General features: G+C 71.5%; 12 protein-coding genes. 1 reads left to right on the plus strand and 11 read right to left on the minus strand.

Annotated features, from left to right (window positions below; all coding sequences use genetic code 11):
- Positions 1–18: 18 nt before the first annotated feature.
- The 3 genes from HCJ92_RS02145 to HCJ92_RS02155 form a co-directional block, all read right to left on the minus strand.
- Positions 19–3678, minus strand: a complete 3660-nt coding sequence (locus HCJ92_RS02145) for an AAA family ATPase (RefSeq protein WP_167931645.1) — start codon at positions 3676–3678, stop codon at positions 19–21.
- A gap of 237 nt (positions 3679–3915) precedes the next feature.
- Positions 3916–4125: a hypothetical protein gene (locus HCJ92_RS02150; RefSeq protein WP_167931646.1), complete on the minus strand. Its 210-nt coding sequence runs from the start codon at positions 4123–4125 to the stop codon at positions 3916–3918.
- Positions 4126–4471: 346 nt separating this feature from the next.
- Positions 4472–4735, minus strand: coding sequence for an acylphosphatase (locus tag HCJ92_RS02155; RefSeq protein WP_245240486.1), 264 nt, complete (start codon positions 4733–4735; stop codon positions 4472–4474).
- 344 nt (positions 4736–5079) lie between these two features.
- Between HCJ92_RS02155 and HCJ92_RS02160 the strand changes: the two genes are divergently transcribed.
- Positions 5080–5973, plus strand: a complete 894-nt coding sequence (locus HCJ92_RS02160; RefSeq protein ID WP_167931647.1) for a CAP domain-containing protein — start codon at positions 5080–5082, stop codon at positions 5971–5973.
- A gap of 151 nt (positions 5974–6124) precedes the next feature.
- Here the strand turns inward: HCJ92_RS02160 and mutM are convergent, their stop codons facing one another.
- From mutM to recG, 8 genes are all read right to left on the minus strand, one after another.
- Entirely contained in the window at positions 6125–7048 is a 924-nt protein-coding gene (gene mutM / locus HCJ92_RS02165; RefSeq protein ID WP_167931648.1) for a bifunctional DNA-formamidopyrimidine glycosylase/DNA-(apurinic or apyrimidinic site) lyase, read from the minus strand.
- Positions 7041–7820: a ribonuclease III gene (gene rnc, locus HCJ92_RS02170; protein ID WP_167931649.1), complete on the minus strand. Its 780-nt coding sequence runs from the start codon at positions 7818–7820 to the stop codon at positions 7041–7043. The genes mutM and rnc overlap by 8 nt, the downstream gene beginning before the upstream one ends.
- A 19-nt stretch (positions 7821–7839) precedes the next feature.
- Positions 7840–8013 carry a 50S ribosomal protein L32 gene (rpmF, locus tag HCJ92_RS02175; RefSeq protein ID WP_167931650.1) on the minus strand — a complete coding sequence of 58 codons (174 nt, stop codon included), beginning with the start codon at positions 8011–8013 and terminating at the stop codon, positions 7840–7842.
- A 2-nt stretch (positions 8014–8015) separates the two neighbouring features.
- Positions 8016–8618: a YceD family protein gene (locus HCJ92_RS02180; protein ID WP_167931651.1), complete on the minus strand. Its 603-nt coding sequence runs from the start codon at positions 8616–8618 to the stop codon at positions 8016–8018.
- A 303-nt stretch (positions 8619–8921) separates the two neighbouring features.
- Positions 8922–9932 (minus strand): ATP synthase subunit B family protein, encoded by a 1011-nt coding sequence (locus tag HCJ92_RS02185; RefSeq protein ID WP_167931652.1) that lies wholly within the window; start codon positions 9930–9932, stop codon positions 8922–8924.
- A 78-nt stretch (positions 9933–10010) separates the two neighbouring features.
- Positions 10011–10490 (minus strand): pantetheine-phosphate adenylyltransferase, encoded by a 480-nt coding sequence (coaD, locus tag HCJ92_RS02190; protein WP_209310624.1) that lies wholly within the window; start codon positions 10488–10490, stop codon positions 10011–10013.
- A gap of 26 nt (positions 10491–10516) precedes the next feature.
- Complete coding sequence (rsmD, locus tag HCJ92_RS02195; RefSeq protein ID WP_338053975.1) at positions 10517–11134, minus strand: 16S rRNA (guanine(966)-N(2))-methyltransferase RsmD; 618 nt, start codon at positions 11132–11134, stop codon at positions 10517–10519.
- Positions 11135–11315: 181 nt separating this feature from the next.
- Positions 11316–13577 (minus strand): ATP-dependent DNA helicase RecG, encoded by a 2262-nt coding sequence (gene recG / locus HCJ92_RS02200; protein WP_338053976.1) that lies wholly within the window; start codon positions 13575–13577, stop codon positions 11316–11318.
- Between the last annotated feature and the right edge of the window lie 22 nt (positions 13578–13599).

Genomic DNA, 13599 nt, shown 5'->3' on the forward strand with positions numbered 1-13599 from the left:
GTCGCCCCCCGGTCGCGGTCACGCCAGGCGCTGGCTGATGACCTTGGACACCCCGTCGCCCTGCATGGACACGCCGTACAGGGCGTCGGCCACCTCCATGGTGCGCTTCTGGTGCGTGATGACGATCAACTGGGAGCTCTCGCGGAGCTCCGCCATGATGCGGATGAGCCGCTGGAGATTGGTGTCGTCGAGCGCCGCCTCGACCTCGTCCATCACGTAGAAGGGGCTGGGCCGTGCCTTGAAGATGGAGACGAGAAGCGCCACGGCGGTCAGGGAACGCTCCCCACCGGAGAGGAGCGACAGTCGCTTCACTCGCTTCCCGGGCGGCCGCGCCTCGACGTCGACGCCGGTGGTGAGCATGTTCTCGGGGTCGGTGAGCACCAACCGCCCCTCGCCGCCGGGAAAGAGCCGAGCGAACACGCCTTCGAACTCGCGCGCGGTGTCGTGGTAGGCCGCGGTGAACACCTGCTCCACTCTCTCGTCCACCTCCTTGACGACCTGCAGGAGGTCGGCCCGCGTCTTCCTGAGATCCTCCAGCTGCTCGCCGAGGAACTGGTGGCGTTCCTCCAGCGCGGCGAACTCCTCCAGCGCCAGGGGGTTGACCTTGCCCAACTGCTTGTACGCGCGTTCTGCCGCACGGAGGCGGCTCTCCTGCGCTGCACGGTCGAAGGGAACAGGGGCACGGCCGCCTGCCGGCTCCCGCGACCCTTCCGGCAGCGGCGACGGCGGCACCGGCTGCTCGGGCCCGTACTCGGCGACCAGCACGTCCGGCTCGACTCCGAGTTCGTCCAGCGCCCGACCCTCCAACTGCTCGATCCGCAGTCGCTTCTCGGCACCGAGGATCTCGCCGCGGTGGACCGAGTCAGTGAGCCGGTCCAACTCGTCCTTCAACTCGCGGGCCGTCCGGCGTTCGCTCTCCAGAGCGTTCTCCCGCTCCGTGCGCGCCTTCTCCGCGGCGTCGCGTTCCGAGGCCGCGCGTTCCAGCGACGCCTCGACGAAGGCAAGGAGCCGGCGGGCACCGGCTGCCACAGCCGCGCCGACGGCAGCCTCGTGGCGCAGTCGCGCACGGCGCTGCTCGGCACGCGCCCGTGCGTCGCGCTCGGTGGCGGCGGCGCGCATCAGGCCGTCGGCCCGCCCCGTGAGACCCCGGACCCGCTCCTCGTGGGTACGGACCTGAAGTCGCGCTTCCATCTCGGCCTGGCGGGAGGAGGCGCCCTCTTCGACGAGACGGTCCCGCGCGACGCGATCGGGCTCCTCGTCGGTGCCGGCCTCCTCGGCCGCGGCGAGTTGCTCGGTCAGCTCCACTGCTTCCTCCGAGGCCGACCGGGCTGCGTCACGCGCCCGCCCCACGGCACGTTCCGCTCGCTCCGTCTCCTCCGCCAGCGCTCGCGACTCCCCCGCGAGTCGGGCGAGCTCCTGCACGAGGGACGAGCGCTGCCGGTCCGCCGCATGTCGATGGACGCCGAGCTCCTCGACACGTTCGACGGCGTCCACCCGGCTCGCTTCAGCAGCCGCCAGGGCTGCCCGCGCCGTCTCGGCCTCGGCATCGCGCCGGGTGAGTTCCTCGGTCGCCTCGTCCACGGAGGCCTGGAGTTCGATGCGGCTCGGAGCCCCCGCGGAGCCGCCCCGCGCCAGGTGGCGGGAGACCACGTCGCCCTCCGCGGTGACCGCGGTGACCTCTGGCGCCACCTGGAGCAGGCGGTGCGCGTCCTCCAGGCCCGCTACCACCACCACGTCCCGCAGCAGATGGCGCACGGCGGGCATCAGCCCCGGCGGGCCGCTGACGAGGTCCCCCGCCCGGACAGCTCCGTCCGGAATCCCACCGTGCGCACGGGGCGGGGACGCTCCCTGTTCGGCGCCGGGCACGGTGCGCGCCCCGTCCGGCGACCGGCCGCTCCTGCCGCGGGTTTCCCCGTGACGGCCGTCCTCCTCCGGGCTGAACACATCCGGGATGTCCCCGTCGCCGGCCAGGAGCAGCGCGACACGGCCCGCGTCGTTCTTGCGGAGCAGACGCAACGCATCCACCGCCACGGCGGGGCCGGCCACCGCCACCGCGTCCGCCGCGGCCCCCAGCGCAGCGGCGACGGCGACCTCGTGCCCGGGCGCCACGGTCAGGAGGGCGGCGGTCGGCCCCAGCACACCCGAGGACAGCTCGGCCGCATCCAGAACCGCGGCGCTCCCGTCCCTGCGACGCAGTCCCAGCGCGAGGGCGTCCCGCCGGGCGGCGAGCGCGGCGCGCCGGCTGTCGATCCCCGCGCGGGTCTCACGGGCGTTCGAAAGCACCTCCTCGGCGGCGACGAGCTCAGCTCCGGCCGTCTCGTGCCGGGCGATCGACTCCGCGGCGTCGGCTTCCCGCCCTGCCGACTCGGTGCGGAGCGCGGCATACCTGACCTCGGCCGCCGCCGCGCGTGCCGCGGCGTCGTCCCGCTCGTGCTCCAGCCGCTCGATCTCAGTGCGCGCGGTGTCGGCCCGTGTCCCCGCGGCATTGGCGCGAGCCTGCAGGCGGGCGAGGTTCTCCCGCCGGTCCGAGCGGGTGCGTTCCGCGTCCCTGAGCCGACGCTCCTCGACCGTCAGCTGTGCCTCCAGTGCGGCGCGGGCCTCCCCCGCCGACTCCAGCGCCGATGCGGCCGCCTCCAGCGCCGCCCGTAGCTCGGCCTCCTGCTCGCGGAGGCGCGCCGCTTCACGGTCGAGTTCGTCGGGGTCCCGGCCGGTGCGCTCCTCCGGTGGGTGCGACCGCGCGCTGGAGACCCTGGCGTCCGCCAGGGAGATCGTGCCGCGGACACGCTCCGCCAGCTGGGAGAGTTCCTGCCAGGCCGCCTGCCCGCGTCGCAGCCGCGGGGAGAGTGTGCGCACCTGCTGTTCCAGGGAGGCCTCGCGGTGTGCGGCCACGCGCAGTCGTTCCTCGGCCTCGTGCTTCCGCGCGCGCAGACCCGCCTCGTCGGCGCTGTCGTCCGCCAGACCGCGGCGCTGCGCCACGAGGTCGTCGGCAAGGAGGCGGAGCCTGGCGTCCCGAAGGTCGGCCTGGACGACGGCCGCGCGACGGGCGGCGGCGGCCTGGCGGCCCAGCGGCTTGAGTTGCCGCCGGAGTTCGTCGGTGAGGTCCTGTACCCGGGCGAGGTTCGCCTGCATCGCGTCGAGTTTCCGCAGCGCCTTCTCCTTGCGCTTGCGGTGCTTGAGGACACCGGCGGCCTCCTCGATGAAGGCGCGTCGCCCCATGGGGTCGGCGTGCAGCACGGAGTCGAGCTGGCCCTGGCCGACGATGACGTGCATCTCCCGCCCGATTCCGGAGTCGGAGAGCAGTTCCTGGATGTCCAGGAGCCGGCAGGTGCTGCCGTTGATCCGGTACTCGCTGCCACCGTTGCGGAACATGGTCCGTGTGAGGGTGACTTCGGCGTAGTCGATGGGGAGGGCACCGTCGGAGTTGTCGATGGTGAGGGAGACCTCGGCGCGGCCGAGCGGTGGTCTGCCGGTGGTCCCGGCGAAGATCACGTCTTCCATCTTCCCGCCACGCAGGGATTTGGCCCCTTGTTCGCCCATCACCCAGGAGAGGGCGTCCACGACGTTCGACTTCCCGGACCCGTTGGGCCCGACGACGCAGGTGATGCCGGGTTCGAATCTCAGCGTGGTGGCCGAGGCGAAGGACTTGAATCCCCTCAGCGTCAGACTCTTGAGGTGCACGTGGTCGGACTTTACCGGGCGCGGTCACGGGAATATCCGTTTCGACTCTCCGCGCGCGGGGCACACCCCTCAGTGAGCCCGGCAACCAGTCGGCGCCGAACACCCGTTCCAGGTATTTCGCGAACTAATTCGGGCGCGGGTGCGGCCGTCGGAAGAAGGGCAGAAAAGAAGGGACGCCGAAGCGTCCCTTGCACATCCGCAGGGAGCGAATCGATCCGCTCACCGGCCCACTGCGGATCAGGTCAGCGCGGGTTCCGCGCTGTGGACGTCGATGGAATCGAGCACCGCGTCCGAGTGCCGAGTGACAGCAGCCGCCAACGCGTCGTTCTCCGCCTGGACCCGGATGAGCTGGGTCTCGAGGTCCTGAACGCGCTGCTGGAGCCGCCGCATTTCGGCGAGTACTCGGGGGTCGGGTCCGCCGACGTAACCGAGAAGCGCCTTTGCCATGATGGATGGTCCTCCACAATGAGTGACCGACCAGAGGTCGTCGTGGGTCGGAAAGATCGCACCACGCGCTGCTGCCTTTGAGCTTCGGCGGGCTACACAGCCAAGGGTGCGCAGGAGTTTTCAGAGTCTCACCAAAAGGCATGCCGGTCAACACGATCACGCCTGGCGACCCGTCGTGATCAGCACGAAGAGGGGGCACCGGCGGTCTGTCGTGGCAGCGGGTCCGTCGTCCGGCCCGCGCGGTCCATGCAATGAGTGGATCTTTCGTTGGGCGGAAGCTTCGCACGTCGGAGCAGCTGCGGCAACCCCGCCTCCTGCGGCCGGCCACGAGAGTTCCCACGTGCCGTCAGCGGATTTCGAACTCCGCGTAACCACCCCTGGGTGTGTCCCATATCTCGGTGCCTCCGGTGACCTCTCCGGGTGTGTCGCCGGAGCGCAGCCACTCCAGCAGATCTTCGCAGTCCCGACGCGTCCCCTCGGCCACCACTTGGACGCGTCCGTCGTCGAGATTGAGCGCGAACCCCCGTAGCCCGCCCACGGCCAGGGCACGGGCGCGGGTGAACCAGCGGAAACCGACACCCTGCACCGTCCCACGCACCCAGACCGTCATCCGTGTCGGCGACCGGGGCGGTGCCGCCGGCGGTGCGACACCGCTGAGCAGCGGAACGCGGTCACGGAACACGCCGCCGTGAACCACCATCGACATCTCTCCCCTTCTTCCCGTCCGCAGGCGTCTCCGTGACCGCCGCGCGCTGCGGTCACGGAGACGCGGCTCAGGAACGGTCACACCTCTGCTGTCCCGTGTGACGCACGCTATCCCCGGGTTTCGGCCGGACCGCATCGTGGCGGCTGCAGCATGCCGTACAGTCCCACACCATGCATCACCCTTTCGAGTGAGTCGCATCGTGAGTCAGTGGTGAACGAGTTGTCGAGTGACGAAGGACGGTACGTCTGATGGGACGCCACGGCCGTTCCACGCCGGTACGGCGCGCGGTACACCGCAAGCAGGGCCCGGCGCGGGCCGGTCTGCTCAGCGCCTCGGCAGCACTGACCATCGGTGCGATGGCGATCGGCACCGGGGTCCTCCCGTCCCCCGGCGACACGGACGACCAGCGGGACGTCGCCGCGCACGAGGGCGACCGGAGCCTCGACGCAGCGTCCGCCGCCCCTGACCGTGAGCGGGACGACGCGACCAGCCGTGCGGCCGAGCGCGAGAAGGAACCGGAGGCGTCCGAGTCCCCGTCGGAGGAGCCGGAAGCCGACGAGGAGGACGAGGACACCGAGGTCGAGGACCCCACCGAGTCCGCCGAGCCCGACCCGGACCCCGAGCCCGCGGAGCCTGCGCCGGAGACCGTCGTCGAGTCCGAGCCGAGTTCCGCAGCCCCCTCCCCCGACAGGCCGTCCTCGCCCTCGTCCCCGCCCAGCAGCAACCCCAGCACTCCGTCCACGCCCCCGCAGAGCGACGACCCCGCCCAACAGGCTGCCGCCCGCGTGCTGAGTATCGTCAACGAGGAGCGGGCCCGAGCGGGTTGCCGTCCGGTGACGAACGACGGCAACCTCGCCGTGCTGGCACAGGACTTCAGCCGCGACATGGCCGAGCGTGACTTCTTCGACCACACCGACCCCGACGGTCGCAGCCCCTGGGACCGCGCCGACCGCGCCGGGATATCGAACCTGGGCGGGGAGAACATAGCCAGGGGCCAGCAGAGCGCGGAGGCGGTGATGGACTCCTGGATGAACAGCGAGGGCCACCGCGCCAACATACTGAACTGCGACTTCAAGACGCTCGGCGTGGGCGTCCACCTCGGTCCGGGAGGGCCGTGGTGGACACAGAACTTCGGCTACTGAGGCGCTCCCCCGGGCGGACCGCGCCGCCCGGGCTCCACCGACTCGCACGCACGACGGTCGCCCGGGCGATGGTTCCACGTGCGGCGGGTCGGTCCCACCGCTGTCGGGCGCCCAGGGGTACCGCGCCCCGGAGGACGCCTCACCCGGACAGTCACGGCTCCGGCTGGCACACGGGGCAGAAATAGCTCGACCGGTTGGTCCAGGAGCGCCGTCTGATCAGTGCACCGCAACGGCGGCACGGCTCGTCCTCTCGCCCGTAGGCGTCCAGCGACCGGGAGAAGTAGCCGGACTGGCCGTTGACGTTGACGTAGAGGCTGTCGAAGCTGGTACCGCCGGCGTCGAGCGCCGCGGTCATGACGTCGCGGGTTGCCCCGAGCAACGCCAGGGCCTCGCCGCGAGCGAGTCCGGCGGTGGGTCGTTCGAAGTGGATACGCGCCCGCCAGAGGGCTTCGTCCGCGTAGATGTTGCCGACGCCGCTGACGAGGCCCTGGTCGAGCAATGCCCGCTTCACCGTCGTCCCGCGCCTGCCCATCGCCGCCAGCCACTGCTCCTCGTCGAACCGGGGGTCGAGGGGGTCCCGGGCGATGTGAGCGACCGGCACGGGGAGCGACTCCGGGTCCCCCGGGACGGTCGGGTGCAGCGAGAGACCACCGAAGGTCCGCTGGTCCACAAACCTGAGCTCCCCCGCGTCGGCGTCGTCGAAGACGACACGGACGCGGAGGTGCTTCTCGTCGGGCGTGGCCGACGGCTGGACGAGGAGCTGACCGCTCATGCCCAGATGCGCCAGCAGCGCGACCGTGGGCGCCTGCTCGTCCCGGCGGTCGCCGTCGTCGGGACCGGCTTCATCTCGCTCCCCGGGGCCACCGCCGGAGGCAAGAGGCACCCAGAGGTACTTCCCGCGGCGTCGCGGTGGGAGGGTCCGGCAGCCGCGCAGCCGGGCGGTGAAATCCTCCGCTCCGGCTTCGTGCCTCCGCACGGCACGGGGGTGGTACACCTCCGCGCGGGCGATGGTCCTGCCGGTGGTCCACCGTTCCAGTCCCCGACGGACGACCTCGACCTCGGGAAGCTCAGGCACTCGCGGTGCCGCCCGGCACGGGCTCCGATCCGGCCACCCTGGCGTCGGCCGACTCGCGGATGGCGCGCCACGCGGTCTCGGCCGCCTGCTGTTCGGCTTCCTTCTTGCTGCGGCCGGTGCCGGTGCCGTGCGTGACACCACCGACGCGAGCAGCAGCCGTGAAGGTCTTCTCGTGGTCCGGTCCGGCCTCCGCGATCACGTACTCCGGCACTCCGAGCCCTTCAGCGGCGCTCAGTTCCTGAAGGCTGGTCTTCCAGTCCAACCCGGCACCGAGCCCGGCGGACCGCTCGATCAGCGGGTCGAAGAGCCGGTGGACAAGAGCGTCCGCGGCTTCCAGCCCCTTGTCGAGGTAGACCGCGCCGATCACCGCCTCCAGCGTGTCGGCGAGGATCGAGGCCTTGTTCCGGCCCCCGGTACCCTCCTCGCCCCTCCCCAACCGGACGAAAGCCCCCAGATCGAGGCCACGTGCGACCTCGGCGAGAGCTCGGGAGTTGACGACCGCGGCGCGCAGCTTGGCAAGCTGCCCCTCCGGCAGGTCGGGATGGGTGCGGTACAGCGTGTCCGTGACCACCAGGCCGAGGACCGAGTCACCGAGGAACTCGAGCCGCTCGTTGGTCGGTAGACCGCCGTTCTCGTACGCGTAGCTCCGATGCGTCAACGCGCGCGCCAGAAGGGCGGTCTCAAGCCGGTGGCCGAGCCGCCCTTCCAGAATGGCGTGGGACGAGGAACTGTCCGCCGACGTCTCGTTCAGCGACGTACTGGCGTCAGACATGACCCCTGTCACCCGCCGATCAGACCTCGAGAACCTGACGGCGGTTGTAAGTGCCGCAGTTGCCGCACGCGGTGTGCTGCAGCTTCGGCTCCTGGCAGCGGTCACACGTCGCCAGGTTCGGAGCCACAGCCTTCCACTGGGACCGACGGTGACGCGTGTTGCTGCGCGACATCTTCCGCTTCGGAACAGCCACGGCTACTTCTCCTGTGGTTCGTCCCCGCCGGAGCGAGGAGACTTCGCTTGCTCTGCGGCCGGCTCGTCGGTGCCCTCGGCACCGGCGAACTCCTGCAGCGCCGCCCAACGGATGTCGACGGCTTCGTCGTGCTGATGGTCGGGGTCGTCCGCGAGCCGTGCACCGCACTCGGTGCACAACCCCGGGCAGTCCTCCCGACACACCGGCTGCAGCGGCAGTGAGAGCACCACCGCGTCACGCAGTACCGGTTCGAGGTCGAACAGGTCGCCCTCGAGACGGAACCCCTCCTCCTCGGCGTCGTCGCCGGCTTCCGCGGGGCGGATCCGGTCGTCGGCGTCGGGGTAGGAATACAGCTCCTGGAACTCCGCTTCGCACTGCTGGCTCAGCGGCTCCAGACACCTTACGCACTCGCCCGTCAGTGGCGCACGCGCGGTACCCGTGACGAGCACGCCGTCCATCACCGACTCGAGGCGCAGGTCGACCTCGATCCGGCCGTCCCGGGGGACGCCGATGACCTCGGTCTCGAGATCGCCGGGCGAGTCCACCGTGCGGGACAGCCGCTTCAGCGCGCCCGGCCTCCGCCCCAGCTCCCGCGTGTCGAACACGAGGGGGGCACGGTGGTCGAGGGGGGCTTTCAGGACGTCCTGCTTTCTACGCGGGCGGTGTGGGCCACACTGCGGGACGATCCGAGAGGTTCGTCCGGGCAGCCCGGACCGTGAGATGTCCACGGCCGAAGAGCAAGGGTACTTCACCACGCGCTCACCGCCCAATCGGCCTGTCGGCGGCCCTCGGAGCGGGTCGGGGAGAGCGAGCCCGGTCGGCGTGCGGCCTTGCCGTGCGGGCGGGCGCGCACCGCGGGCGCGCCCGCCACGGTGGTGCGGCGGGCCGAAACCAGTTCGGGGGGGGACTCAGCGACCCTGTTCGTACCGGCGGAGCTGCTCGGAGTCGATCATGGCGGTGTCGAAGAGGCTGGTCTCGTCGAGGGTGCCGCCCGACCGGTAGCCGGGCGGGGCGGGCTGGTGCTGCCCGTAGCCGTAGCCGGAGGCATCGGCGTAGTCGGTGGCGGACGATGCGTCGTGGGCGCCGGACGTGCTGCCGTACGCCGGCTCGACCTGCCCCGTGTAGTGGCTCGCCTGCCCTGTCCCGGCCGTGGCGGTGTAGTCGTAGCCGGATACCGGCGCCGCCTGCTGCCCGCCGTACCCCTGGAAGTCGTCCCCATAGTCGTAGGAGGGGCGGTCGCCCGGGTGGGAGTAGTAGGTGTCGGGCTGCTCCTGGCCGTAGTTGGCCGCCGCCTGGTCGGCCCGCTCGTCGGTCTCGCCCCGGAACGAGCCGAGCTCGTCGCTGGGGCGGTGCCCCGTGAGCTTCTGGCGCCCCCGTCCGACGGCCTCCAACGTCTTGCGCAGGACGGTCTCGATGGCGCCGAACTGCGCCTCGACGTAGGCGTCCGCCTGTACGACGAGCTCAGCCGGGTCCCCTTCGCGGCCCAGCAGCTTCGTCCGGCCGCGCTCGACGGAGCCGATGGTCTTGCCGAGGACCACCTCGAAGTTGGCGAGCTTGCTGTCCACGTAGTCGTCCGCTTCCTCCCGGACGCTCGCTGCCTCGCGCTTCGCCTCGTCCAGGATGCGGGTCGCCTCGGCCTGGGCGCGCTGCACCACCTGGGTGTTGTCGACGAGGGTGCCGCGCTCGTTGCGAGCTGCCTCGACGATCGTCTGCGCCTCCTGCCGCGCCTCCGCCACCATCTGTTCGCGGCCCCCGAGGAGCTGCTGGGCCTCGGCGAGCGAGCCGGGCAGCGCACCGCGCACCTCGTCGAGGCGGCCGAGCAGGTCACCGCGGTTGATCACGCAGGACGCCGACATCGGCATCGACTTGGCGTTCTCGACCGCGGCGACGATCTCATCGAGTTTCTGGTGTACGTCCACGGCAGTGACTGTACGGCCCCTCGCGGGCCCCGCGCAGCCGAGTCGCGGCTCCCGCGGGGAAGCCGCGGCGGCCGTGGCTCAGTCGCGCATCAGCTTCCCGCGAAGCTCACGGAGGACCGGGGCGGGCACCAGGTGCGACACGTCGCCGCCCCAGGCTGCGACTTCCTTGACCAGCGAGGAGGAGAGGAAGCTGTAGGTGGGGTTGGTGGGGATGAACAGCGTCTCGACCCCGGAGAGTCCGTTGTTCATCTGCGCCATCTGGAGCTCGTAGTCGAAGTCGCTGACTGCGCGGAGCCCCTTGACGATGGCGGGGATGTCCCGCTCCTTGCAGTAGTCGACGAGGAGGCCGTGGAAGGACTCGACGACCACGTTCCCGAACTCGGCCGTCACCTCCTCGATCAGGGCGATGCGCTCCTCCAGGGAGAACAGTCCCTTCTTCGAGTTGTTGATCATCACGACGACGTGCACGGTGTCGTAGAGCTTCGAGGCCCTGCCGATGATGTCGAGATGTCCACAGGTGATCGGGTCGAAGGACCCGGGGCAGACTGCGCGGCGCAACGGTCTCTCCTCGTTCCGGCGGTCGGTCATGACAGGTCGGTGTCGTCGACGGCGGCGTGACCGTACCAGAGCGTGCCCTCGCCGTAGCGGCGGGAGCGCAGTGGTGCGAAGCCGGGCGGCCACGAGAACGGCCCCCCGCGCGTTCCGCGTTCCACGGTGACGAGTGCGTCGTCCGCGATCCAGCCGCCTGCGAGGAGTGTGACAAGGATCTCGGCGATCTCCTCGTCGGTCACGGCGTAGGGCGGGTCGAGGAACGCCAGGTCGAAGGGACGCTCCGGGGGCGCCGAGGTCGCCACCTGCTCCGCACGCCCCGTGCGGAGCTCCGCGCCCGGCATCCCCAGGCCCCGGATGTTCTCCCGGACGACGCGCGCGGCACGCTGGTCGGCCTCCACCAGCAGTGCGTGGGACGCTCCCCGTGACAGTGCCTCGAGTCCCACCGCCCCCGATCCGGCGTACAGGTCGAGGACCCGCGCGTCGGTCAGGTCACCGAAGAGCGCCTGCCAGGTGGAGAACAGACCCTCCCGGGCCCGGTCCGAGGTCGGCCTGGTGCCGCCGCCGGGGGGTACGGCGAGTCTGCGACCGCCTGCCGATCCGCCGATGACACGCGTCATGGAGTCCTCACTGTGCTGATCCGGCGGGAGCACCGCGCCGGTGCCGCCGGGGCTTCGCTGGTCCCCGGGTACGGGGAGGGCCCTGCGCCCCGTACGAGGCGCTGGGCCGCCGGATCCACGCTATACGGCGCGGGGCACCGGCCGCGCCGGTGGCCCCGTGCCACCCCGGGCGGGCACCGCTCGCCGGGACCGGCGCCCGTGCCACGCGCGCCGCTCACCCCTTGTCCAGGTAGCTCTCGCGCTCGGGATCGAGCAGCGCGTCGAGCACCGTGCGCAGCTCCGGTTCGCCCGCGAGTTCCGGGTCGTCGGCGATGAGTTCCGTCGCGGCGGTCCGGGCCTCGGCGATCAGTTCCTCGTCCTCCACGACCGTCAGCACGCGCAGCGAGCTGCGACCGCCCGACTGTGCCTGGCCGAGCACGTCCCCCTCCCGCCGCTGCTCCAGGTCGATGCGTGACAACTCGAAACCGTCGAGGGTCCGGGCGACCGCGTCGAGCCGGGCGCGGGCGGACGACGCCTCGTGCGCCTCGCTGACCAGCAGACAGAGGCCCGGCGCCGTGCCACGTCCGACCCGGCCCCGCAGCTGGTGGAGCTGTGAGACCCCGAAACGGTCCGCGTCCATGACGACCATCGCGGTCGCGTTGGGGACGTTGACGCCCACCTCGATGACCGTGGTCGCGACGAGCACGTCCACCTCGCCGGTGGCGAAACGACGCATGACGTCGTCCTTTGCGTCGGGCGCCATGCGGCCGTGCAGCACCTCGACGCGGAGCCCCGAGAGCGGCCCGGCGGACAGGCCGGCGGCGACGTCGAGCACGGCCAGCGGCGGGCGACGGGCGTCCCCGCCCTCCTCGGGAGGCGCCTCCTCGACGGCGGGCTCCGCGGCGTCCGCGGCGGGAGCCCGGATGCCTCGGTCCGGTCCCGTGGTCGGCTCGTCGCCGATGCGGGGGCAGACGACGTAGGCCTGGTGCCCGGCGGTGACCTCCTCACGGACGCGCGCCCAGGCACGTTCGAGGAAGTGCGGCTTGTCCGCCGCGGGCACGACGTGACTGGCGATCGGGGAGCGCCCGGCGGGAAGTTCGTCCAGGACCGAGGTCTCGAGGTCGCCGAAGACCGTCATGGCGACGGTGCGCGGGATCGGTGTGGCGGTCATCACGAGCAGGTGCGGCGGCCGGTCGGCCTTCGAACGGAGCGCGTCACGCTGCTCCACGCCGAATCGGTGCTGCTCGTCCACGACCACGAGTCCGAGGTCCTGGAAACGCACCGCGTCCTCGATGAGCGCGTGGGTCCCGATCACCACACCGGCGTCGCCGCTGACGAGCTCGAGCAACGCGCGACGACGGGCGGACACGCCCATGGACCCGGTGAGCAGCGCGACCTTGGTGCCGTTGTCCGCCCCTCCCAGCAGGCCTCCCTCGGCCAGGTCGCCCATCATCGCCGTGATGGACCGGTGGTGCTGTTGGGCGAGCACCTCCGTCGGCGCCAACAGCGCCGCCTGGCCGCCGGCGTCGACCACGGCGAGCATGGCGCGCAGGGCGACCAGGGTCTTCCCGGAGCCGACCTCGCCCTGCAGCAACCGGTGCATGGGGTGGTCGGTGGCGAGTTCGGCGAAGATCTCGTCACTGACCCGGCGTTGCCCCGCAGTCAGGGTGAAGGGGAGCCGCGCGTCGAATGCGTCAAGGAGTCCTTGCGCACGGGGCACCCGGGGAGTCGCCCGGAGCAGGGTGGTCGACCGTCTCCGTCGCGCCAGAGCGACCTGAAGGACGAAGGCTTCGTCCCACTTGAGCCGCTCCCGCGCCGCTTCGAGCTGCTCGTACGTGCGTGGTCGGTGGACCCCGAGGAGCGCCTCCGGCAGGGGCAGCAGTTCCTGCCGTTCGCGCAATGCCTGGGGCAGCGGGTCCCCGATCCCCTGCCAGTCGGCAGCTTCCAGCACGTCGAGCACCGTGTCGACGGCCTTGGCGATCTTCCACGACTCGATCTGTTTGCAGGCGGGGTAGAGCGGGAGGAGGCGGTCGGCGAACGCCTGGGCGGCCTGGCCCTCGTCGTCGGTCTCGTCCTGGCCCACCAGCTGGTAGGCGGGGTGGGAGAGCTGCATCTTGCGGTTGAAGACGGACGCCTTCCCCGCGAACATGCCGCGTCGGCCGGGAAGCAGCTCCCGGCGGTGGTGGTGGACCGCGCTGCCGAAGAAGACCAGCTGGAGTCTGCCGCTGCCGTCGGTCACAGTGACCTCCAGACGCCGGCCCCGGCCGTGGTTGAAGGTGTGCACCCGGGCGTCGGCGATCTCGGCGACCACCGTGACGTGCTCGTCCAGGGGCAGGTCGGCGAGCCGGGTGAGCTCACCTCGCTCGGCGTAGCGGCGGGGGAAGTGGTAGAGGAGGTCCCCGACGGTGCGGAGGTCGAGTTGGTCGGCAAGCACCTTCGCGGTGGAGCCGCCCACCGCGTCGGAGAGCGGGCTGCGGGTGGAGTACGGGGCGGTCACGGGGCTATTGCACACCATGCCG

The organism is Streptomyces spiramenti, from assembly GCF_012034385.1.
Classification (GTDB): Bacteria; Actinomycetota; Actinomycetes; order Streptomycetales; family Streptomycetaceae; genus Streptomyces; species Streptomyces spiramenti.